This is a genomic window from Neorhizobium sp. AL 9.2.2, from assembly GCF_013317225.1.
Taxonomy (GTDB): Bacteria; Pseudomonadota; Alphaproteobacteria; order Rhizobiales; family Rhizobiaceae; genus Neorhizobium; species Neorhizobium soli.
Genome location: NZ_JAALXU010000009.1, coordinates 797,697 through 819,882, shown reverse-complemented (window position 1 = coordinate 819,882; position 22,186 = coordinate 797,697). Strand labels below are relative to the sequence as shown.

The 22,186-nt window shown below is 60.2% G+C and carries 16 protein-coding genes and 1 pseudogene; 9 read left to right on the top strand and 8 right to left on the bottom strand.

Going from position 1 to position 22,186, the window contains the following annotated elements:
• Positions 1 to 129: 129 nt before the first annotated feature.
• A complete protein-coding gene (locus G6K99_RS21305; protein ID WP_174197796.1) occupies positions 130 to 1,596 on the bottom strand; it encodes a ComEC/Rec2 family competence protein in 1,467 nt (488 codons plus the stop codon).
• 606 nt (positions 1,597 to 2,202) lie between these two features.
• On the opposite strand from G6K99_RS21305, the gene G6K99_RS21300 reads away from it, so the two are divergent.
• Together G6K99_RS21300 and G6K99_RS21295 are read left to right on the top strand one after the other, a co-directional pair.
• Positions 2,203 to 3,231 (top strand): four-carbon acid sugar kinase family protein, encoded by a 1,029-nt coding sequence (locus tag G6K99_RS21300; RefSeq protein ID WP_174197795.1) that lies wholly within the window; start codon positions 2,203 to 2,205, stop codon positions 3,229 to 3,231.
• Positions 3,232 to 3,233: 2 nt separating this feature from the next.
• Positions 3,234 to 3,938, top strand: a complete 705-nt coding sequence (locus G6K99_RS21295) for a FadR/GntR family transcriptional regulator (RefSeq protein ID WP_062577723.1) — start codon at positions 3,234 to 3,236, stop codon at positions 3,936 to 3,938.
• A 93-nt stretch (positions 3,939 to 4,031) separates the two neighbouring features.
• On the opposite strand, the gene G6K99_RS21290 is transcribed toward G6K99_RS21295, so the two are convergent.
• From G6K99_RS21290 to G6K99_RS21280, 3 genes are read right to left on the bottom strand one after another with little or no spacing between them, the layout of a single operon-like run.
• Positions 4,032 to 5,153 carry an iron-containing alcohol dehydrogenase gene (locus tag G6K99_RS21290; protein ID WP_174197794.1) on the bottom strand — a complete coding sequence of 374 codons (1,122 nt, stop codon included), beginning with the start codon at positions 5,151 to 5,153 and terminating at the stop codon, positions 4,032 to 4,034.
• Entirely contained in the window at positions 5,150 to 6,109 is a 960-nt protein-coding gene (gene pdxA / locus G6K99_RS21285; protein WP_174197793.1) for a 4-hydroxythreonine-4-phosphate dehydrogenase PdxA, read from the bottom strand. Before pdxA ends, G6K99_RS21290 begins: the two co-directional genes overlap by 4 nt.
• Positions 6,106 to 7,302: an exo-alpha-sialidase gene (locus tag G6K99_RS21280; RefSeq protein ID WP_174197792.1), complete on the bottom strand. Its 1,197-nt coding sequence runs from the start codon at positions 7,300 to 7,302 to the stop codon at positions 6,106 to 6,108. Before G6K99_RS21280 ends, pdxA begins: the two co-directional genes overlap by 4 nt.
• 348 nt (positions 7,303 to 7,650) lie before the next feature.
• On the opposite strand from G6K99_RS21280, the gene G6K99_RS21275 reads away from it, so the two are divergent.
• The 7 genes and pseudogenes from G6K99_RS21275 to G6K99_RS23565 form a co-directional block, all read left to right on the top strand.
• Positions 7,651 to 9,168, top strand: a complete 1,518-nt coding sequence (locus G6K99_RS21275; RefSeq protein ID WP_174197791.1) for an ABC transporter substrate-binding protein — start codon at positions 7,651 to 7,653, stop codon at positions 9,166 to 9,168.
• A 97-nt stretch (positions 9,169 to 9,265) separates the two neighbouring features.
• Positions 9,266 to 10,180 (top strand): ABC transporter permease, encoded by a 915-nt coding sequence (locus tag G6K99_RS21270; RefSeq protein WP_092663432.1) that lies wholly within the window; start codon positions 9,266 to 9,268, stop codon positions 10,178 to 10,180.
• 14 nt (positions 10,181 to 10,194) lie between these two features.
• Positions 10,195 to 11,124, top strand: coding sequence for an ABC transporter permease (locus tag G6K99_RS21265; RefSeq protein WP_371816266.1), 930 nt, complete (start codon positions 10,195 to 10,197; stop codon positions 11,122 to 11,124).
• Positions 11,117 to 12,742: an ABC transporter ATP-binding protein gene (locus G6K99_RS21260; protein ID WP_174197789.1), complete on the top strand. Its 1,626-nt coding sequence runs from the start codon at positions 11,117 to 11,119 to the stop codon at positions 12,740 to 12,742. Before G6K99_RS21265 ends, G6K99_RS21260 begins: the two co-directional genes overlap by 8 nt.
• Positions 12,743 to 12,757: 15 nt before the next feature.
• The gene (locus G6K99_RS21255; protein ID WP_174197788.1) at positions 12,758 to 13,639 is read left to right on the top strand and encodes a dihydrodipicolinate synthase family protein; all 882 of its coding nucleotides are present in this window, start codon (positions 12,758 to 12,760) and stop codon (positions 13,637 to 13,639) included.
• A gap of 500 nt (positions 13,640 to 14,139) precedes the next feature.
• Entirely contained in the window at positions 14,140 to 14,685 is a 546-nt protein-coding gene (locus G6K99_RS21250; protein ID WP_202048842.1) for an amino acid ABC transporter permease, read from the top strand.
• 139 nt (positions 14,686 to 14,824) lie between these two features.
• Positions 14,825 to 15,034 (top strand): annotated as a pseudogene (locus G6K99_RS23565) (amino acid ABC transporter permease); the annotation flags it as partial.
• A gap of 56 nt (positions 15,035 to 15,090) precedes the next feature.
• Here the strand turns inward: G6K99_RS23565 and G6K99_RS21240 are convergent.
• The 4 genes from G6K99_RS21240 to G6K99_RS21225 form a co-directional block, all read right to left on the bottom strand.
• The gene (locus G6K99_RS21240; RefSeq protein WP_174197787.1) at positions 15,091 to 18,219 is read right to left on the bottom strand and encodes an efflux RND transporter permease subunit; all 3,129 of its coding nucleotides are present in this window, start codon (positions 18,217 to 18,219) and stop codon (positions 15,091 to 15,093) included.
• A 30-nt stretch (positions 18,220 to 18,249) separates the two neighbouring features.
• Positions 18,250 to 19,362: an efflux RND transporter periplasmic adaptor subunit gene (locus G6K99_RS21235; RefSeq protein ID WP_174197786.1), complete on the bottom strand. Its 1,113-nt coding sequence runs from the start codon at positions 19,360 to 19,362 to the stop codon at positions 18,250 to 18,252.
• 53 nt (positions 19,363 to 19,415) lie between these two features.
• Positions 19,416 to 19,700, bottom strand: coding sequence for an EF-hand domain-containing protein (locus G6K99_RS21230; RefSeq protein WP_062459967.1), 285 nt, complete (start codon positions 19,698 to 19,700; stop codon positions 19,416 to 19,418).
• 233 nt (positions 19,701 to 19,933) lie between these two features.
• Positions 19,934 to 21,832, bottom strand: a complete 1,899-nt coding sequence (locus G6K99_RS21225) for a mechanosensitive ion channel family protein (protein WP_174197785.1) — start codon at positions 21,830 to 21,832, stop codon at positions 19,934 to 19,936.
• Between the last annotated feature and the right edge of the window lie 354 nt (positions 21,833 to 22,186).

The window sequence follows — 22,186 nt, the reverse complement described above, 5'->3', positions numbered from 1 at the left end:
TGACAATTGCAGGTTGGTTGATCGGCTTGAGAACGACAGTTTCTGTAAAGTCTGACGTCCTCCGTTTGCGAGTGGATCAGTCAAAATGACAGGGCAAGCCAACGCGCCGCGTGCCTGCGGCAGTTTAGCCTAAAGCTTTGGCGCCGCCCGCCTCACGGCTTTTGCTGCGAACGAAATCTCGCCTGTGGCCGAGACCTTAAATCGATACGCCTCGTTCATAAATTTCTTGCCTGAGTGAGTGAAAGCGAGCACCCGCTCACCATCTGTCCTAACGTGAGAGATACCGAAATTGGTTCGCTCAAAAGCGAACACCTTCCTCGCGGCATCCTTGGGGTCATTCACAGAGCCAAGGACCTTGAAAAAAGCCGCGAGCTCAGTGCAGAATATGATGGAAGGTGTTGTTCGCCCGGCTTTTCCAAGAGCTGCTATAAGAGTGGCGCGTGGGTGAATGTATTCCTTAGCTTCGCTCTCGTCTCCTGACGAAATCAACGACACGACCGGAGAGACCTCCTTGAGAAACTCCATGTCGAAGTCGGCGGACCCATGGTGAGGCGCCTTCAGGATTTCCGCGCGGACGGCTGCACCGGGTAGCGCCTCTCGCAACCGTTGCCCGGCCTCCTGGTTCATGTCGCCGGTAAAAAGAAACCGAACGTTGCCGTAGCGGAGACGGAAGTTGATCGAATGTCCGTTGATCGTATGAGACGCGGAGGGAGAGCCAACCTTGGCGGCGACAGTCCCTAACATGAGATTTGCATCGTCCGGTGGTTCACCCAAAAACCGCAAGCCGACATCCTTGTCGATAATATCGGTAATGGGGCCAAGAAGCTCCACCGAGATATTGTCGGCGGCGAGAAAGTCGAAGGCACCTACACTTGTGTGATCAAGACGCCGCTTCTCAATCGGCTTCCCGGTTGCGCGTTCGACGCGTGGTCCCCACGCTTCGAGGGTCTCGACCCAAGTGTTGAACTTCCCGTTTCTGTCAACTTCCGGGACGGTAGCTTGATCGTCCACGAGGTCGACAATGAATATCCTTCCATCTGCCTCTACGGTCCTGCCGAACATCTCGGTTTCTTTTCGGCGTTCGCCGGTAAGCTTCTTCAGCGGGCGTTTCACGATGCCATTGTGAAAAATCCGCTTCGGGGCGACAAATATCCGCTTTTGAGGTCTCGTATCGGTTTCCGACTTTCGCAGTTCGGTAAGGCCATCAAAATGGTCGGCGTCACCGTGCGTGATGAGAATGAGATCGACAATCAGTGGATCGTCATCGCTTGTTTTCGGAAATCGCGCATTGGCATGCCGAGCAAAGAGCTGGTTGTCGCCGCCGTCGATGAAGATCACTTTACCGCTCGGCGTTTCGATGATCAGGCCATCGCCTTGCTGGACGTCGACCATCGACAGACGGAGCAATGCATCCGACCGAAGTCGAGCCCGCCCATCGATAAATCCTCGGTCTACAACTCCCCGGAGACCGACGATCTCAACCTCTTTTTTGCCCTCTGGCTCAGACAGGACATTGCAGCCATCACCCCAGTAGTACTGGGCTTCCGAACCGTCGGGTCGCCGAAGATTTACGATGTCATCATCAAGATATTGCATCGAAACTCCTCCACAGAGAACGATCAGAAACAAAAGTTTAGATTAGTATTCTATCGAGTCAACTAGAGTATAAGATTAAAATCGTTCAAAAGCAGTCATCAATTATTTATAAGGTTCAAGAATATTGTATTTATCAATGCCATATAAAAAGAGTGACTGAACTCCGTCAAAGATGCGAAGCATAGGCCTTTAGTGCGGATCGCAGCGGTTTGCGCTTGCCTTGTCGGGTGGCGGATCGCGCACCATGCTCTCTCGGTGTCCTGCTGAGGCGGGCAGTCAGGCAGGAGCATCAGTGTTATGTAAAGCGGCCGCGTGACGGCTGACGGCTCCTAAACCGATCGACCGTGTCTCAAATGGACGCGATCCAAACCTGCCTCGATCTGGCAATTTGTGCGACAGATAGCAAGCTGAGGCTGTAGGAATGCTCCGGACGAAGACGCTCGCCAAGATTCGCAATGTCGACGAAAAAGTCGAGCAGCGCGTCAGCTGGCCCAGTCACGTCGTGGTCGACGGTGACCATACATTTGTCATTTCACTCCATACCCATGTTGACTTATAAGCGCTTTTCCGTGGTATAAAGCTTACAACATAAGTAGGTGGAGGCGTATGTTAGTCATTCTTGCGGACGACCTGACCGGTGCGCTCGACTCGGCGGCGCCTTTTGCCGGGCGAGGTATTCGCACCGACGTGGCGCTCAACCTTGATGCAATCACGGGGATCGTCGCCGATCGCCCCGCTGTGCTGTCCATCAACCTCAATACACGCGAAACAAGTGCCGGCGAAGCACGTGCCGCCACGGCTGCGACAATCACCTTGCTGCCGCCGGGAACGCGGCTGTTCAAGAAGGTCGATTCCCGCCTCAAGGGAAATATCGTTGCCGAACTGGACGCCATCCCTTTCACACGTGCCCTCGTTGCGCCTGGGATACCAGAGTTCGGTCGGGTCGTTGCGAACGGATGTGTCACCGGCTTTGGTATCGACGCTCCGATCGTGATCGCCGACAGGCTCGGTGCGCACACAGCTCGTGCCCATATCCCTGACGCTAGCTCAGCCGCCGACATGGACGTTGCGCTCGACGTCGCTGAGAACAACGGGACCGATCTGCTGATCGGCGCTCGCGGTCTTGCAGAAGCGCTCGCCCGTCGCATGACGAACAAGGTCGATGCGCAGGCAGCGACCATCCCGTCCGGTCCGATCACATTTGTCATCGGATCGCGCGATCCGATCACGCTTGCGCAGATCGACGCCCTGCGCAACGGCCACAGCCTGACGTATCTGCCTGCGCCGAACGGCCGGCTGGACGCGGAAAGTGGGACAAGACCTGATCTGACGCTGGTGCACGCGACGCCGGGTGAGGAAGAGCTCGATGCGCAGCTTGTGGCGGAAGCTCTGGCTGACGGCGTGCACGAGAACCTTGCCGGTTACGACGGAACGCTGCTTCTCTCCGGTGGAGCGACGGCCGAGGCGGTGCTGCGTCGGCTGGGCCTGTCGAGGCTGCGTCTGCATGGCGAATGCCTGCCGGGTCTTGGTCTTGCGTCGGCACAAGGGCGCTGCATTATTGCAAAATCGGGTGGCTTCGGTCATCCCCATACGTTGAAGCAAATTGCAGACATGGTCCTGCGAAAGGCAGGTTGACGATGGGACTGGAAACGGGAACCGCCCGCAAGGGCCTTGCGGATATCGTGTTCGAGCGGATGTTGCGCGCAATCAAGTCCGGTGCGTACAAGCCCGACGAGCGCCTGCCGACGGAACACGATCTGGCCGCCGAATTCGAGGTGTCCCGACCCGTCATCCGCGAAGCACTGAAACGGCTGCGCGACCAGAGCCTGATCTATTCAAGGCGCGGTGCCGGCAGTTTCGTCCGCTCGGTGGGCTTGCGCAATCCCCTCGGTTTCGGCCAATTGGAAAACGTCGCAGACCTTCTCAACTGTTACGAATTCCGCCTGACGATGGAGCCGGCTGCCGCCGCTGCCGCTGCCGCCCGTCACGATGCCGACAGTCTGAAGGCGATCCGCCAGGCGCTGGAACTGCTGCGCGATGCCACGAACCGTCAGTCACACCGCGAGGATGCCGACTTTCAGTTCCACCTCGCCATCGCCCGCGCCGCGCAGAACAATTATTTTACCACCGCCATGGAAGCCCTGAAGGATCATATTGCCGTCGGCATGAAATTTCACGGCGCCTCGATCAAGCGGGAAGCGTCCGGCCTGTCGCGCGTATTTGGCGAGCATGAAGCGATTGCGACGGCGATCGGCAACAGCAACGAGGATGATGCGCGCCGTCTGATGTTCGAGCATCTGAAGGGATCGCGGGAGAGGCTCTTTCAGTCGTCGCATCTCTAGCCTGGATCTTAAGGATCGCGAGCGATTTGACTTCGGTATAGTACGCAAAAGGCGGTGCTTGGCGGCACCGCCTTTTTCACTGGAGCGAGGTTCTCAGAAGCTCGCGCGATAGATCGCCAGAACGTCATCCACGCTCATATCGGCCGGGTTGTTGTCCATGAGGCGACGGATGGCATGCGCATCTGCGGCAAAGCGCGGAAGATCGGATTCGGTCGCGCCATGTTTTGCCAATGACATCTCGATGCCGAGATCAGCACAGAAGCCATAGGCCTGCGCGGACAGGTCGGCCTGCGAGAGATTTTGGCCTAGCCCCAGCGCCTGTGCTACTTCCGCAGTCTTGTCCTTTGCCACTGGCGCGTTGAACGCCAAGACGTGGGGAAACACGATGGCATTGGCCAGTCCATGCGGCAGATGCAGCAGCGTGCCGAGCGGATAGGCGATGGCATGGCCTGCCGCGGTATTGACAGGCCCGAGGCAGATGCCGCCGTAATAGGACGCCAGCATCAGCCCTTCGCGGGCCTCACGATCTGCGCCGTCCTTGACCGCGCGGCCCAAGAACTTGCCGACGAGGTGAATGCCCATGCGCGCAAAACCGTCGATCATCGGATGCGAACGCTTGCTGGTGAAGGCCTCGACGCAATGCGCCATCGCATCGACTCCGGTTGCAGCGGTGACCGCCGGCGGAACCGAGTAGGTGAGTTCCGGGTCTAGCACTGCAAGATCGGCGATCAGGTGAGGGGATTCGACGGCAATCTTCGCGCCCTTTACGGGATCGGTGATCAGCGAGCGGATGCCGGCTTCGGAGCCTGTTCCAGCCGTGGTGGCAACCTGCGCCAGGCGCGTGCTGCGCCCCGCCACTTTGTTGGGTCCTGCGACATCGGACAGGGTCTGCTCGCTATCCCAAAGGGCCGCGACAAGCTTGGCGACGTCCATGACGGAACCGCCGCCGAGGCCGACGACGAGATCCGGCTTTGCGGCGCGCGCTGCCGCCAGTGCGGCATCAAGCGTTTCGATCTCCGGCTCGCCTGGAATGGCGTCGAACAGGGTAACCTTGCCCGGCAGTTTCAACCGGTCGACGAAACCAGCGGTAATCGGTGTTGCGATTACCAGCGCGGAGGAAACCGCTCCAGCCCAGTTGCCGACCTCGCCGACGCTACCGGCGCCGATGACAAGTCGTTTTGGTTGATGCAAGACGATTAATGGAGCGCTGCTCATGTCTGCTCTCCCTTGCCGCCGGCTACCAGCTTGCGGGCATAGGCGATGGCCGACAGCATGTTTCCGTGGTTGGCGATGCCCTTGCCGGCAATGTCGAAGGCTGTGCCGTGGTCGACGGACGTGCGGTCGATGGTAAGATCGACGGAGACGTTCACGGCCGTATCGAAAGCGACGAGCTTGATCGGGATATGACCCTGATCGTGATACTGCGCGACGACGAGGTCGAAGCCGCCGGAATAGGCACGGTGGAACACGGTGTCGGCCGAGATCGGGCCATAGGCATCGATGCCTTCGGCGCGGGCGGCAGCCACTGCCGGCGCGATCTGGTCGTCATCCTCGGTGCCGAACAGGCCGTTTTCACCGCAATGCGGATTGATGCCCGCAACCGCGATGCGCGGACGCTCGTAACCGGTGCGCTTCAGGTGATTGTTGCCGGCCTTTATGGTGGCCAGCACCCGTTCGGTGGTTGCGCGGCGGATCGCTTCCTGCAGCGAGACATGGGTGGAAACGTGGATGACCTTCAGCTTTTCCGAAGCGAGCAGCATATAGGCGGCTGCCGATTTCGTCAGGCTGCGCAGCATGCCGGTATGGCCGTCGTAATGATGGCCGGCAAGGTTGAGCGCTTCCTTGTTGATCGGGGCAGTCACGATGCAACCGATCACGCCGGCTTCGGAATCGCGCACGGCCTTTTCGATAAAGCGGAATGCCGCATCTCCGGCGACCGGTGAAAGCTGGCCCCAGGGTAGCGGTGCCCCTTCGATCGGCAGGTCAACGACATAGGCCGCAAGATCGATCTCGACGTTCAGCGCCTTGCGGGCGGCTTCCAGCGTCGGCAGGTTTCCATAGATGCGGGTGGCGGCACGGTCCGCGTCGCTCATTTCGGCCAGCGCCCGCACCGTGATCTCGGGTCCCACGCCGCAGGGGTCACCCATGGTGATACCGATAATGTTGCTCATGCTTGTTCTCCCGCTGCTGAACTGGCCCAGCCTGGCGCCAGACGAACGTATTTGATGGCGCGTCTGTAATAGGTGTAGGCGATATGAAGACTGCCGTCGTTACCCTCAAGCAGCGACGGATAGGACATTTCCTTGTTGTGACCGTCGATCGAATTGTTCGACAGGCAGGTGCCGGGACCATCCTCGATGATGATCCGTTGCGAGAAACTTTTTGCTCCGTCGTCGGAAATGCAGACGGTAACCGGCGCACGGGGCACACCCCAGATCGGCACGCAGCCGCCATCCGGATTGGCATCCGGCCGGTCGTCGTCTTCGCCGAGTTCATCATAAAGCGAGGCGCGGCGGTCTGTGGACATGTCCGCATTGGTCGGGTTGCAGATCATCGCGATACGGCCATCCTGCAGGCGGGTTGCGGCGATCGATGAATTGTTGTTGGGAACGTCGGTCGCTTCGGGCGCGGACCATGTACGGCCGCCGTCGACACTCTCGGTGCGATAGACGAAATCGGCCTGCCTGCGGCGGAACACGGCGGCGTATTTGTTGGCTCCGATGGATACCGGGCTCATATGGACGCAGCCGGTCGACTGATCGAGGTCATCCAGACGCCAGGTTTTGCCGTGATCTTCGGAAATGCCGACGGCCGCGCGGTCGTGGCTGCCGTTCCATTTCTGGCCAGGACGCTGGATGCAGCGGAAGATCGGCAATAGCCAGGCTCCATCGTCGCGAACGGTCAGCGGTGCCCGAACGAAGCAGCCGCGCGGCAAATCGAGATAGCGTCCATCGCTGACCGTTAGTTTGGTCGCGTCACCTGCATCGCGATTTACCTCCGCCATGCGGATACGGCATTCGTCCTGATTGCCTGAAGGCTGAGACGTGTGGAACAGGAGCAGGCCGCCTTCAGGTGCCGCAAACAGAACCGGGTTCTGTTCGGAATGGGCGGGGTCGAAACTCAACCGCTGCGGCTCGCCCCATGTGTCAGACCCCGGCGCCAGAACGGAAGCAAAGATCGAGATATCCGACTTGCCTTCCAGCGTGCCGCCGAACCAGGCGCAGATCAGCGCGCCGTCTTCGGCAAGGTGCAGGAACGAGGCGTGGTTCTGGATCATCGGTGAAGCCAGCATGGCCTCGTGTCGTCCATTTCCGACGGCTTTCACCGTGCCGGTCATGACGGTTGCAATCTGTTCAGGCGTCATCAGCGTCTCCTCTTGCCACCGTGAAAATCACCAAAAGAACAAAGTTGTCAAGTTTGAAGGGCGTTGAAATTTGAAGATTGAGGCCAGTTCATCAGCCTCATCATCATGATAATAAATGGATTTATCCTCACGAAAGTTTGTCCAAATCATATAGAAGAATAATTAATTTGACAAACTTGGTCAGACATCAGATGGTCTGCGTCAGCCCGCTTACGGCGACGAAACGGACGGAGGCATCCCGACCGACGCACAGGGCCACACGGAGGAATGCCTGAAGCGCACAGTCGGGAGACCATCGCAAGATGAGCACTGACCAGTGCGATCCGCAGCTAGAGGGAGGAGAATGACATGAAAACTTCGCACCTACTTGGAGCCGTTCTGTGCTCCGTCCTCGCACTCGGTACCGGTTTTTCGCCGGCGCAGGCTGCGTCGAGCGACATCAAAATCGTCTTGCCTGAGGAAGCCGACCTGCTTGAACCCTGCATGGCGACGCGCTCCAATATCGGCCGCGTCATCATGGAGAATGTCAGTGAAACGCTGACCGAGCTCGATGTACGCGGCAAGCAGGGCGTCATGCCGCGGCTCGCTGAAAAGTGGGAGCAGACCGGCGACGGCACGTGGCGCTTCCATCTGCGCCAAGGCGTGACATTCTCCGACGGCAAAGCCTTCGGCGCCAAGGACGTCAAATACAGCTTCGATCGCATTTTCAGCGACAAGAACATCTGCGAATCCCGTCGTTACTTCGGCGGCATGAAGTTCGACGTAAAGATCGTCGACGACACCATCATCGATTTCAAGGTCGATCCGGTGCAGCCGATCCTGCCGCTGCTGCTGTCGCTCGTTACCATCGTTCCTGATGGCACGCCGCTCGAATTCATCCGCGAGCCCATCGGCACCGGCCCCTACAAGCTGTCCAACTGGACGCCGGGCCAGCAGATCGTGCTCGACGCGCGTGACGACTACTGGGGCAAGAAGCCAGCGGTTACCAAGGCGACCTATCTCTTCCGCTCCGATCCGGCCGTGCGCGCTGCTATGGTTCAGACCGGCGAAGCGGATCTTGCTCCGTCGATCTCGCAGGTGGAAGCGACCAACGAGAAGACGGACTTCTCCTATCTCGACAGCGAAACCGTCTATCTTCGCATCGATGGCAATATCGCGCCGCTCAATGATGTCCGCGTCCGCAAGGCGCTGAACCTCGCCATCGACCGGGAGGCCTTTATCGGCACGCTGGTGCCGCAGGACGCGGTTCTCGCAACGGCGCTTGTGCCGCCGACGACACTCGGCTGGAATCCGGATGTGAAAGTTTTCCCGTATGATCCGGACGAGGCGAAGAAGCTGCTCGATGAGGCAAAAGCTGACGGTGTTGCAGTCGACACGCCGATCACCGTCGTCGCGCGGACAGCCAACTTCCCGAACGTGACGGAAATCATGGAAGCCATCCAGGCTCAGTTGCAGGATGTCGGCTTCAAGATCGACCTCCGGTTTGTCGAAGTAGCCGAGCACGAGGTTTACTACTCGAAGCCGTTCAAGGAAGGTCGCGGTCCGCAGATCGTTGCCGCCATGCACGACAATTCCAAGGGTGATCCGTCCTTCACCATGTTCTTCAAATACGACTCGAAGGGCACCCAGTCGGGTTACTCCGATCCGAAGGTCGATGACCTGGTGTCCCGCGCCTCCGCTGCCACTGGTGATGAACGTGCAAAGTTGTGGTCGGAGCTGATCGCCTACGTCCACGACGATCTCGTCGCTGACGTTCTGCTCTTCCACATGGTTGGTTATTCCCGCGTGTCCGAACGTCTCGATTTCAAGCCAAGCATTGCTACCAACTCGATGCTGCAGCTCTCCGAGATCGGCATCAAGAACTAACCCGGACCATACTCCGAGGACGTATTTTGATCGTCCCAATCGAAGTGAAATGGGCGGCGGTCCTGCCGCCGTCCATTCCAGCAAGATCGAGGTCACCATGCTCACTTTCGTTCGCAAGCGCGCCTTTGCCAGCCTCATCTCGCTCGTCGGGCTGCTGGTCATGGTGTTTTTCCTGTCGCGCCTGACAGGCGACCCGGCTTCCCTGTTTCTCCCCGTCGAAGCATCCGCCGAAATGAAGGCTGAGTTCCGTGCGCTGCATGGCCTTGATCAGCCACTTCTCGTGCAGTTCGGCCAGTATGTCGGCAATGTCGTGACCGGCGACCTCGGCGAAAGCCTGCGCAAGGCGCGCCCGGCGCTCGATGTCGTGCTCGAAGCGTTCACCTGGACGCTGTGGCTTGCCGTCATCACCATGACGCTGGTCACCATCGCGGCGATCGTCGTGGGTTCGCTCGCTGCGTTTCGCACCGGCGGCTTCTTCGACCGGTTTTCCTCGATGGTGTCGCTGATCGGCGCTTCCGTCCCGGATTTCTGGCTCGCGATCGTCGCAATCGTGGTGTTTGCCATCCAGCTGTCCTGGCTGCCAACCTCGGGCACGGGCACGCTTTCGCACTGGATTCTGCCGATCTGCGTTCTGTTCGTGCGCCCATTCGGTATCATCGTTCAGGTGGTGCGTGGCTCGATGATTTCGGCACTGTCTTCGGCTTACGTGAAAACGGCTCGCGCCAAGGGCGTGAAATCAGGGCCGATCATCTTTATCCACGCCCTTCGCAACGCCATGCTGCCGGTCATAACCGTCATCGGTGACCAAGCGGCCAGCCTTCTCAACGGCGCGGTCATCGTTGAAACCATCTTCGGTTTCCCGGGCGTCGGCAAGCTAATGATCGACAGCATCCTGCAGCGAGACTTCAACGTCGTGCTGGCAGCGATCCTTGTCACCGCTTTCGCCATCTTCCTCATGAACCTCGTGATCGACCTTGCCTATGCTCTGCTTGATCCACGCATCCGCTACTGAGGATCGACATGACCATGGCCGTCCCATCCCCCACGCCCGACAATACCATCGCCGCCGAGCCGGGCTTCTTTGTCCGCATGGCGCGTATGCTCTGGGCCGACAAGTTTGCGCTTTGCGCCGCCATCTTCCTCGTATTCGTCATTGTCATGGCGATCATCGGACCGACCCTTCTCGATGATCTCGCCACCAAGCAGAACCTGCGCGGTCGCAATCTCGCGCCGTTCGATTTCAGCCGCGACTGGTTCATGTGGCTCGGCGCCGATGCACTGGGTCGCCCGCTCTGGCCGCGCATCATTGTCGCCACGCAGAACACGATTATGGTTGCTGCCGGCGCCGTGCTGATTTCGGCTGTCATCGGCACGCTGCTTGGCCTGATCGCCGGCTTCGCGTCGGAGCGGACAAGCCAGGTTATCATGCGTATCGCCGACGTCATCATGTCCTTCCCGTCGCTGCTGGTCGCGGTGATCGTGCTCTATATTCTGGGCTCATCGATCCTCAACCTGATGCTGGTCCTGTCAATCACCCGCATCCCGGTTTATCTGCGCACCACCCGCGCGGAGGTTCTCGAAATCAAGAGCCGCATGTTCGTGCAGGCGGCGCGTGTCATGGGCGCATCGTCGAAGCGCATACTCTTTCGCCACATCCTGCCCGTCGTCTTCCCGACGCTGATGACTCTTGCCACGCTTGATTTTGCCTATGTGATGCTGGCCGAAAGCGCGCTTTCCTTCCTTGGCATCGGCATCCAGCCGCCGGAAATCACCTGGGGCCTGATGATTGCCCAGGGGCGCCAGTACCTCACCAATGCCTGGTGGCTGTCCTTCTGGCCCGGGCTTGCAATCATTCTAACCACGCTGTCGCTCAACCTTCTGTCCAACTGGCTGCGTATCGCGCTCGACCCCGTCCAGCGCTGGCGCCTGGAAATGAAAGGATCGAAACATGGCTGATCATCTTCTCGAGGTCCGCGATCTCTCCGTCGACTTTCACACCGTTACCGGCACCGTCCACGCCGTGCGCAACATTTCCTACTATCTCGATCGTGGCGAAACGCTCGCCATCCTCGGCGAAAGCGGTTCGGGCAAATCGGTATCGTCAGCGGCGATCATGAACCTGATCGACATGCCGCCGGGCAAGATCACGTCCGGCGAGATCCTGCTCGACGGCAAGGATCTCTTGAAAATGTCGGGCGAGGCGCGCCGCGCGGTCAACGGCCGACGTATCGCCATGATCTTTCAGGATCCGCTCAGCCACCTCAACCCGGTCTATACAGTCGGCTGGCAGATGCGCGAGGCGCTGAAGACCCACGGCATCAGCACCACGCAGGCGCAGGCCGAAGCCTTGCGTCTGTTCAAGCGCGTGGCACTGCCGGATCCTGAGCAGGCTCTCGACAAATATCCGCACGAGTTTTCCGGGGGCCAGCGTCAGCGCGTCATGATCGCCATGGCGCTGGCGCTCAAACCCGATCTGCTGATTGCCGACGAGCCGACCACCGCGCTCGATGTCACTGTACAGTCGGAAGTGCTGGCACTTTTGAAGGAATTGCAGCGCGAAACAGGAATGGGTGTGCTGATCATCACCCACGATCTCGGCGTCGTCTCTGAGGTCGCCGATCGCGTCGTCGTGATGGAAAAGGGTCAGCTTGTCGAAAGCGGCACGGTGCGCGACGTCTATCGCAACCCGCAGCACGCCTATACCAAGAAGCTGATTGCGGCCGCGCCCGGCAAGGGCGACATGCATGAGCCGGACACACACGGCGCATCGATCCTCAGCGTCAAGGATGTCCGCAAGTTCTATGGGGGCTTCGAAGCGCTGAAGGGCGTCTCCTTCGAGCTGAAGCCCGGTGAAACCGTCGCCGTCGTTGGCGAAAGCGGATCGGGAAAATCGACGCTTGCCCGCGTCCTGTTGCGCCTCGAAGAGCCGGATGGCGGCACTGCGCGCTGGAAGGGCAAAGACCTCTTCACGATGTCGCCGGGTGACCTGTTCAAGCTGCGCCGTGATCTGCAGATGGTGTTTCAGGACCCGACCCAATCGCTCAACCCGCGCATGACGGTCTACCAGCTGGTCTCCGAGGCCTGGGTCATCCACCCGGAAATCCTGCCCAAAGCCAAATGGCGGGCGCGGGCCGCGGAACTGCTCGATCAGGTCGGCCTGTCGCCCGAGCATATGGGACGTTACCCGCACCAGTTTTCCGGCGGTCAGCGCCAGCGCATCGCCATTGCCCGCGCCCTTGCGCTCGAGCCGCAACTGATCGTCTGCGACGAGGCCGTGTCAGCGCTCGACGTGTCTGTCCAGGCGCAGGTGATCCGGCTGCTCGACGGGTTGCGCAAGAAGATGGGCATCGCCTTTATTTTCATCGCCCACGACCTGCCGCTGGTGCGCGATTTCGCCGATTACGTGATGGTCATGCAGAAGGGCGAGGTCGTCGAGTTCGGCACCGTCTCGCAGGTCTTCGACAATCCGCAAATGCCCTATACGCAGGCGCTTCTTGCCGCGAGCCTCGATCCCGATCCGGACGTGCAGGCCGCAAACCGCACTGCGCGCCTCGCACGCGTTTCCCAGATTTGATCCCGGAGTAAAATAATGACCAAGAAAGCCTTCGTCGCGATCGTGACATGTTTCAACGACGACGAGACCATCAATTACGAGGCCACGCGCGCTCAGGTGCGCCGCCAGGTCGCGGCCGGCAACAACATCATGTGCGCCGGCACCAACGGCGATTTTTCGGCGCTGACCCACGGCGAAAAGATCAAACTGCTCGAGGAAGTGGTCGATGAAGTCGGCGGCAAGGTCGATGTCATCGTCAATGCCGGCATGCCCGCGACATTCGAGACGCTGCAGCTTGCTAGGGAATTCGACCGGATCGGCGTGACCGGCATCGCCGTCATCACGCCGTTCTTCATCGCCTGCACGCAGGATGGCTTGGTCCGCCACTTCTCGACGGTCGCTGATGCGGTCGACACCCCGGTCTATCTCTATGACATTCCCGCCCGTACCCAGAACCATATCGAGCCGGAAACCGCCCGCAAACTGGCGACCCACGGTAATATCGCGGGCATCAAGGATTCCGGTGGCGCGCAGGAAACGCTCGCCGCCTATCTTCAGGTCTCCAAGGACGTCGACGGTTTCGAAGTCTATTCCGGTCCCGACCATCTGGTGCTCTGGGCGCTGCAGAACGGCGCTGCGGGCTGCATTTCCGGTCTCGGAAACGCTATGCCTGACGCCTTGGCCGGCATCGTCGGCGGATTCAATTCAGGCGATATCGCAGAAGCCGAACGTCAGCAGGACATCTACACCGCTTTCCGCACCGATCTCTACGCCCACGGCTTCCCGCCGGCCATGGTCAAGCGCGCGCTCTACCTGCAGGACCCCTCCGTCGGCGCCAGCCGCCAGCCGGCACTGCTGCCGAATGCGGATCAGGATGCCCGCATCCGCGAAACGCTGAAGACGTTCGGACTGCTGTAAGCAACGACTGAGATATTGAAGGTCCGGACCGGAACCGTGCTGCAGTCATGCAGCGCTGACGCCTGATGCTGCGATCAGCTATTCTGGGGCACTCGGCCACGAAGAGTGGAGTCAGGCAGCACGAGGCCCGATTAACATCCAAGACTCGTCCGAGAACTGGTTTGGCGAGAGATGCTCCCCAAATCGAGCGCCGGCTGCCTCTGCAGATCTAGCTGGAGAGATCACGCACTGCGGAGCTTCCAACAAGAGTCGATGATCCATGGGGTCTCGGGATCAAGAAGGATGAATTCGGCCTGCTGAAGGCGGTGAACAGCGCCCTCGACGAAGCCGAATCCTCTGGCGAGGGACGAAACATCTAAGACAAGTGGTTCGGCGACGCGACGGACTACAAGCTGAAGCGCTCTTTCACCATCGGCCCGATCGCCGCCGAATAATCGAGGTCAACCGGCAGGTTGCGATCCCGTGGCAAGGAACGTGACCTGGCTTTGCGTGAGGCGAGAATGGACCTACTCACGGCTGATCAGATCCAGCAACTGCTTTGGGGGCTGAAGACCACCATCCTGCTGTTTGCGGTGTGCTGGTTGATGGCTTTCACCATTGGGCTCGCACTCGTGGTGGTCAGAGCAACCGAGATCGCGACCTGCAGATGGATCGTTGATGCGTTTGTCGCCTATCATCGCAATGTGCCGCTGCTCGTGCAGGTCATGTTCTGGTATTTCGGCATGCAGGAATTGTTGCCGGAGGGCCTGCGCTACTGGCTCTACGACCACAATGCCGAATTTTGTTTCGCAGCCATTGCGCTGGCACTCGGCAATTCCGCCTATCTCGCCGAGGACATTCGAAGCGGCCTCCGCGCCATTCCGCACACCCAATTCGAGGCGGCACGGTCGCTTGGCTGCAGCTACATGCAGACCATGCGCTACATCGTCGTACCACAGGCAGTGCGCATGTCCCTGCCGTCGCTCGTCGGACGCGCCCTGCGACTGTTCAAAAACACCAGCGTTGCAATGGCTATTAGCGAGGCCGAACTCACGTACGAGACGTGAGAGGACGAAAACCTGACCTTCAAGACGTTCACCGTCTTCGATATTGCCACCCTCCTCTACCTTATCGGAACCCTGTTGATCATGGTTTTCGGCTCGTGGCTGGAAAAGCCGACCCGCATCGGTAAGAAGGACGCTTCCCATGCTTGATATTATCCACGAGTACTGGCTGAGCTTACTGGTGGGGCAGTATCTGAACAGGCCGCTCGGCGGTCTAGCGATGACGCTGATTGTGGCGGTCATCAGCATTCTCCTGTCCTTACCGCTCGCCCTCGGCCTGGCATTGTCACGCCTGTCGGCCTTCCGCTGGCTGCGCCTGACGAGCACATCCGTCGTCAACATCGTGCGCGGCATACCACTGTTGATGCTCATTTTCAGGTGCTACTTCGTCATTCCGATCGCGATTGGTTATGCGGCCAGTGGAACGCGACGTTTGAAGCGCTCTTCCAATCTCTGCAGGACGACGAAGAGCGACGGTACGAAGACGACGGTCAGGCAGGTTGAGCCCATCATGCCGGTCAGAACCGCGATCCCGATCGACTTTTGCGCGCTCGCTCCCGCCCCGGTCTGCAGCACGAGCGGCACGACGCCGAGGATGAAGGCGATCGACGTCATCAGGATCGGTCGAAGCCGCGTGATCGCGGCCCTTATGGCCGCATCCACAATCTCTGCGCCGTCATGCAGCCGCAGATGCCGCGCGGTTTCAACGATCAGGATCGCGTTTTTGGCCGACAGTGCGACGAGCAGCACCAGACCGATCTGCGTGTAGAGGTTGACGGCGGCATTGAGCGACAGCAGCGTCGTAGCCGTTCCGATCAGCGCGAGCGGGACGCTCGCGATGACGCTGAACGGTGCGTACCAGCTCTCATATTGGCCAGCCAGAACGAAATAGACCAGAAGCAGGCTCAGGCCGTAGACCAGATAAATCTGTCCGCCGAGTTCTCGTTCCTGGTAGGACACAGCCGTCCATTCCCGTTCGAAATTGTGAGGCAGCAGCGACTTTGCGATCCCGTCGAGTGCATCGAGCGCCTGGCCAGTCGAATAGCCTTGCGCCTGCGAGCCGATGATTTGAGCGGATGGATAGAGATTGTAGAGGCTGATCAGCGCAGGCCCGGTGGCCGGTTTTACGTCTGCGATCGAGCCCAGCGGCACCATCTGGCCGGAGGCGCCGCGCAGCCGAAGCCGCTCCAGGTCGGCGACTTCGGCGCGCCTTGAGGCGTCTGCCTGTACATAAACCTGGAAAATGCGGCCGAAGAGGTTGATCTGGCCGGAATAGGACGATCCGATGTACTGGCTGACAGCGTCGTAGGCGCCGCCGACATCGATCTCGGCGCGCTGAGCCTTGCTTCGATCAATCGAGACGGCAAATTGGGGGGCGTCGGCACGGAACGGACTGAAGGCTTCGCGGAATGTCGGATCAGACCCTGCTGCACGGGCAATGCTGGCCGCCACTTCTTCCAAAGCCGCATAGTCGAAGGCGCCGTCACGGGCCTCTACCTGCATGGTGAAGCCCGCCGCGTTGCCGATACCCTGGATCGGAGGCGGCGGAAGCACGAGCGCCTGTCCGTCCGGGAGATCGGCAGTCAGCCTCCGCAGGTAGGTGTAGAGCGACAACAGGTCATCTCCCTGTTGGCGAAGGCTCCAGTCCTTGAGGATCACGTAGAGGACACCCGCGTTGGAAAGGCTGGCATTGTTGTTGAGGGCGGAGACGCCGCTGATTGCGACCGCCGTTTCAACGGCATCCAGCTTCTCGACCCGCCCCCGCAGGTTTTCGATTGCGAGGCGTGTGCGCTCGAGCGACGCGCCCTCGGGCAACTGGACCGATACCAGAAAATACCCCTGGTCCTCGATCGGCAGGAAGGCCGTCGGCACCTGCGCCAGCAGGGAGAGCGAGAGCGCGACCAACAGCAGTGCCACCAGCGAGACCGTCACACTGAAACGGGTCATGACCCTCACCAGCCCTGCATAGACCCGTTCGACGGCATCGTAACTTGCGTTGAAACCGCGGTAGACGACGTTCTTGCGCGGCTTCAGGGCATGTGGTTTCAGCCATAGGGCGCATTGGGTCGGCTTCAGGGTCACGGCGTTGACCGCGCTGATCAGGGCCGTGGCGGCAATGACCAGCGAGAACTGGCGATACATTTCGCCACTGAGGCCAGGCAGAAAGGAGGCCGGGAGGAACACGGCAAGCAGCACAAGTGTGATGCCGATGATCGGGCCCATCAACTCGTCCATGGCAAGCGCCGCAGCCTCCGTTGGCGTTTTTCCATCATCGAGATGGCGAGCAGCGGCCTCGACCACGATGATTGCATCGTCAACCACGATGCCGATGGCAAGGATGATGGCGAACAGGGTGGAAAGATTGATGGAGAAACCGAACAATGCCAATGCGCCGAAGGCGCCGATGATGGTGACAGGCACCGTAGTGGCAGGCACCAGCATCGCGCGCCAATCCTGCAGGAAGATGAGGATGACAACCAGCACGAGGAACGCGGCTTCCACCAGGGTGTGGTAGACATCATCGATGGCGGCCTTGACGAACAGCGTCGTGTCGAACGGCACGGAGTGGCGAAGCCCTTCGGGAAAGTCGGTCGACATGACCTCCAGTTTCGCCTTGACCGCCGCTACGACGTCAAGCGCATTGGCCTCGGGCAACAGAAACAGTGCGAGGCCTGCCGCCGGCTTTCCATCGAGACTGAAATCCTGGCTGTATTGCTGAGCACCCAGCTCTACCCGTGCCACGTCGCGCAGGCGCACAAGATCACCATTGTCATTTGCGCGCAGGACGATGTCATCGAAGGCCGCCACATCGGCGAGCTTGGAGTCGAGCTTCAGCGTGTATTGGAAATCGCGCCCCTCCGGCACCGGTGGAAGGCCAAGCTGGCCGGCGGACGATGTGCGGCTTTGCTGGCGGATAGCGTTGTTCACATCTGACGGCATGAGACCGCGTGCCGCCATCAGGTCCGGATCCATCCAGATGCGCACCGCATAGTTGCCGGCGCCGAAAACCGAAACACTACCGACGCCGGGGATGCGAGCGATCTGATCGATCAGGTTGATGGTTGCATAATTGGTCATGAACAGGCTGTCATGATCCGGGTTGTCAGAGGTGAGTGCTACAATCGCCAGAATAGCCGTCGAGCGCTTGGCCGTCTGCACGCCTTGCGCCTGTACGGCATCCGGAAGGGAAGGCGTCGCACTCGCCACACGGTTCTGCACCAGGATCTGCGCCGCGTCGGGATCGGTGCCGATGGCAAAGGTCACGGTGAGTGCGTAGGTGCCGTCACTGGTGGAGGTCGATTGCATGTAGAGCATGCCCTCGACCCCATTGACCTTTTGCTCGATCGGCAATGCCACATCCTGGACGATCGTCTCGGCGTTGGCACCGGGATAGCGTGCCGTCACCTGCACCGAGGGCGGTACGACATTCGGATATTGTGCGACAGGCAGGCCGACCAGCGCCACCAGACCGAGTATGACGGTCAGGAGCGCGATCACGTTCGCAAGCACCGGTCTATCGATAAAGAACCTGGCCATCCTGGGGCATTCCCTGTTTCTGTAAGCAGATCAATCGAGTGCCGTCACGACTTCGACGACTTCTCTGGCACGCAACCCAGCCCCGCCCTTGACGATCACGCGGTCGCCCTCCCTTACGCCGTGGACAACTTCCCGTCGGCCACCGGCGGTTTTTTCTCCGAGCGCGACCTTGACGGTTGCGACCCTGCCTTCGGCATCGACGATTTGAAGCGTTCGGCCCAACTGGGAATTGCCGATCGCGGCTTCCGGCACGGTCAATGCCTTGCGCGTGACGATCGGGACTCGGACGCGGGCAAACATGCCCGGCGATAGCAGGCGTTGCGTGTTGGCAATGACGCCGCGAAGGGTCATGGTTCCAGTCGCGCTGTCCAGCTCGGGGGCGATGTAGTCGAGATATCCACTGTAAGGGTAGGTCGCATCACCCTGAAGACCGGCTTCAACTCGGATCGCCCCGAGGCTCCTCAGGTCTATATGGCGCTCAGCCATCGCGCGGCGAATGGCGATTACCTGCCGCTCATCGGCCGAAAAGATTACGTGGAGCGGGTCCGGTTCGACCAGCGATGCGAGCTTCGGAGCCGATGCGGCATTGATAAAGGCGCCGAGATCGGCCGCGCGTGCGGATAGGATACCGTCGAAGGGCGCCTTCACTTCCGTGTAGCTGAGGTTAATGTCAGCACTTCGCACCTTGGTCTTGGCGGCTTCGACCTGTGCCTCGGCTGCCAGTCGCTGTGCCACCGCCGATTCATTTGCGCTTAGCGATACGACCTGCTTGGCAGAAAGCCCTTCCTGCCGGGCCGCGTTTGAGACCGCCTGTTGCAGGTTGGCCTGTTGCTGACGCAGTTCTGCCTCGGCAGCTGCGAGGCTGATGCGATAGGGTTCGGGCTCTATGAGAAAGACGACGTCACCTTTTCGCACGGTGTCGCCGTCATTGAAGTTCACTTTCTCGAGCGTACCGGAGACTCGGGCGACGAGGTCAACCTGGTTGACCGCGCGGAACGTTCCTGTCGTCTCCAGGTACAGCGTCACCTCGACGAGGGTAGGTGCCTCGACCATGACTTTCCGCTTCTCGGCCTGGGCGCAGGCCTGCCCGACCCAGCCAATCAGCAGAGCTGCGGCCACCAGGGGCAACAGTGCATGTTTCATGGAAAGATCCTTCCCTTGCGCATGTCGTGGCAGGCCTGCTCAGGGAGCGGCAGCTATTTCAGCGACTGCAACTCGTTCGGCGTCAGGAGTCCGTTCTTGTCCTTGTCGATCCGGCCAAACGCCAGGTTGTAGCGACCGGCCTGCTTGACCTTGAGGGCTATCGGCTTTCCGGACGCGGCCATCGTGTCGATGAAAACCTTGAATTCGGGTTGGTCCAGCATCGTGTCGGCGTTCTTGTCTGCGGTCATGAAGGCCTCCTGTTGCGCATAGCCGCTCGAAGCGACGGCGAGCCCCCCGAAGACGACCAGAACAGGGGTGATCAGCTTAACGTTTGCCATTTCGATCTCCTTTGAGTGTTGCGATATCCGCCAGGTTGATCCCTGTGTCGGGAGCCTCCTGCCGGGCGGACGCGGTCAGCAGTCCATTCTTCAGTTGCGGAACTGCCAGCATCAACTAATCCGGACCAATTCTTCGCGACGAGGCCGCAGGACTTGCTCCAAGGGACTGGTCAATGTCCCTGCGATGCTGGACGGCACGATCAACCAAAGGCTGCAGTGAAGCCATCCCATGTTCATGGGGTCTGCACCTCGTCCAGCGTGCCAGCCATCGGGTCTGCCGTGGCGCGCCTTTCAGCAAGAGAGACATGGACGCCATCTGGCGCGAGATCGAAGCCGGAGGCTTCGAGCACTTCAAGCAGCAGAGAGCGGATCAGGGGAAGGGCGGTCACCGCTGCGGCACGCGCCAAATTGAAGCTCAACACCAGCTCCCTGGTCTGCAGATGGGCTTCAGGCGGGCTGATGGCGATCTTGCCGACGATATCGGCCTGAAGCCTGGTTTCGCTTCGAAGGGTCGACGCCGCCAACCGCAGTAACCGCGCGTGCCCGACGGCGTCCGTTTCGTTCTCCAGTCTCAGGCTCACCCGAGCGAGGACGAGTCCGCGACTGCGGCTGACAACGGTCTCGATCTGGCCGTAGGGAATTGTATGCAGCCTGTCATCTAAGCCGCGCAGTCTGAGGCTGCGGATCAGTATCTGCTCCACCCTGCCGGGAGTGGAATCGATCTCAATCTCTTCGCCGAGCCGGAACGCATCGTCCAGCATCCAGAAAATGCCCGATATTACGTCCTTCACCAACGCCTGGGACCCGAGACTGATGGCCAGACCCAAAATGCCGGCGCCGGCTATGATGGGAGTGGTGTCGACCCCCAGAACCGACAGGGTCACCAGCGAGAAGATCGATCCGATGAGCCCCAGCAAGACCACACGCAGGATCGGCAGAACCGTTGTCATACGCGCAAGGTGCAACTCCGCGTCTTCCAGCGAGGTGAGAGCCTCCTTCGGCATCATGCGCGACTCTACCCATGCGTGGGTAACCGCGGCGAGCACGGCAGCGAGCACCAGCACCATAAGCGAAAAATTGATCTGCCGAGAGTATCGCGGCCAATCCTGTTGCGGGATGACCGCAAGCGTGCCGACCAGCCAGTACTCGACGATCAGCCTGAGGATGACAGCTGCCGCCAAGGCATCGATCACCACCCGCACCACGAACAGTCGACGCATCACCTCGGGCTTGCGCGACAGCTGGATCGAGAGGGCGATCGAGCGATCGAAGGCCAGCGCCAGCATAAGGGCGATCGTTGTTCCCTTGATCCCCTGGTACAGGTCAAACTGCTGCATCAGCCAGCCCCATATCCACAAGCCTGACACCAGCAGGATCATCCAGGCGGCGACCATGTGTAGCAGCGGCGTCAGGCCGTGCCGGCGCAGAAGATGCAGCAATCGAAGAGCCGCCGCCGTCATGGCAAACGCGCCGAGTATCGCCAGCAGCCGCACTGAGTTCGGCGGCATGCCGACGCGGGCGGCTGCTGCCAGAAGGCACACCATCAGGTATCCGCACGCCAGGATCACGGCGCTTCGCCTAAGTCCTTTTTCCGCGCCGCTCTCGTCCAGCGGCAGAAGCCGCAATTGAGGAGTGCGGGGCGAAAAGACAATGCAGAGAAAGGTAATGGCAGACAGCCAGTAGATGACGGAAACGAGAAACTCCCTGGCAAAACCATCCCCGAGCGGATCGGCGCTCAGCAGTCGAACGGCTATTGCGCGCCCCACCGCGATGGCGGCCAGCAATGGCACAAGGCTCCAGGCCGTCCGTTTCAAGACGGCGAGGAATGGGACGCGTTCGCGCGCGGCAGCCTCGCGTCGGCCTCTCAGCCCGTAACTGCTCAGCATAAAAATCAGCATGACGACACCGCCGGCGCCAAGGCTGAGGGCAAGAACCCTGGGCGCCGAGGTCATGGACACCGTGCCCGCCCATAACAGTTCCCGATCAAGATGTGGCAGGGCGAGCGCCGTGTCCACCAACGCCGTCTCGAGACGATCGACGACCTGCTCTGCACTGACGATCCAGTCCGCGACGTTGACGACAGACTGATCGGGGGCCGGGGACGGGCCTGTTGCAGTCGCGGAGACGTCCATCGTGCCAGTCCCGTTCGCACTTGCAGAGAAACTACGGCTCGCCGGGCAAACCGGCTTGGCGAGCAATCGATAGTTTCAACCATTAAGTGCGTTTAAGGTGCGCATCCACCCCATGTTCATGGCGTATTCGCGGCACCGGAAACGGGCATGATGGGGTCAAGCCGGTATCCGTCGGCGCAGTTTAGAATCCGGGAGACATTCGCCATGAAACATCGCCCAAATGGTTTCAAGGCCGCATTGGCCCTTACCTATCTTGCCGTGCTGGCAGCGCCAATTTTCACGGCCGCGCCGGCGGCGGCCGTCGTGTATTGCAACGCCGTCGGCGTCCCAAAAGGATGCGTGGTGCGCCCCCCA

Excerpts from the sequence above, each read along its gene's own strand:
- G6K99_RS21290 (WP_174197794.1), bottom strand. The coding sequence starts at position 5,153 with ATGAGCAGCGCTCCATTAATCGTCTTGCATCAACCAAAACGACTTGTC.
- G6K99_RS21275 (WP_174197791.1), top strand. The coding sequence starts at position 7,651 with ATGAAAACTTCGCACCTACTTGGAGCCGTTCTGTGCTCCGTCCTCGCA.
- G6K99_RS21280 (WP_174197792.1), bottom strand. The coding sequence starts at position 7,302 with ATGACGCCTGAACAGATTGCAACCGTCATGACCGGCACGGTGAAAGCC.
- G6K99_RS21300 (WP_174197795.1), top strand. The coding sequence starts at position 2,203 with ATGTTAGTCATTCTTGCGGACGACCTGACCGGTGCGCTCGACTCGGCG.
- G6K99_RS21240 (WP_174197787.1), bottom strand. The coding sequence starts at position 18,219 with ATGGCCAGGTTCTTTATCGATAGACCGGTGCTTGCGAACGTGATCGCG.
- G6K99_RS21255 (WP_174197788.1), top strand. The coding sequence starts at position 12,758 with ATGACCAAGAAAGCCTTCGTCGCGATCGTGACATGTTTCAACGACGAC.
- G6K99_RS21250 (WP_202048842.1), top strand. The coding sequence starts at position 14,140 with ATGGACCTACTCACGGCTGATCAGATCCAGCAACTGCTTTGGGGGCTG.
- pdxA (WP_174197793.1), bottom strand. The coding sequence starts at position 6,109 with ATGAGCAACATTATCGGTATCACCATGGGTGACCCCTGCGGCGTGGGA.
- G6K99_RS21265 (WP_371816266.1), top strand. The coding sequence starts at position 10,195 with ATGGCCGTCCCATCCCCCACGCCCGACAATACCATCGCCGCCGAGCCG.
- G6K99_RS21225 (WP_174197785.1), bottom strand. The coding sequence starts at position 21,832 with ATGGACGTCTCCGCGACTGCAACAGGCCCGTCCCCGGCCCCCGATCAG.
- G6K99_RS21270 (WP_092663432.1), top strand. The coding sequence starts at position 9,266 with ATGCTCACTTTCGTTCGCAAGCGCGCCTTTGCCAGCCTCATCTCGCTC.
- G6K99_RS21295 (WP_062577723.1), top strand. The coding sequence starts at position 3,234 with ATGGGACTGGAAACGGGAACCGCCCGCAAGGGCCTTGCGGATATCGTG.
- G6K99_RS21260 (WP_174197789.1), top strand. The coding sequence starts at position 11,117 with ATGGCTGATCATCTTCTCGAGGTCCGCGATCTCTCCGTCGACTTTCAC.
- G6K99_RS21230 (WP_062459967.1), bottom strand. The coding sequence starts at position 19,700 with ATGGCAAACGTTAAGCTGATCACCCCTGTTCTGGTCGTCTTCGGGGGG.
- G6K99_RS21305 (WP_174197796.1), bottom strand. The coding sequence starts at position 1,596 with ATGCAATATCTTGATGATGACATCGTAAATCTTCGGCGACCCGACGGT.
- G6K99_RS21235 (WP_174197786.1), bottom strand. The coding sequence starts at position 19,362 with ATGAAACATGCACTGTTGCCCCTGGTGGCCGCAGCTCTGCTGATTGGC.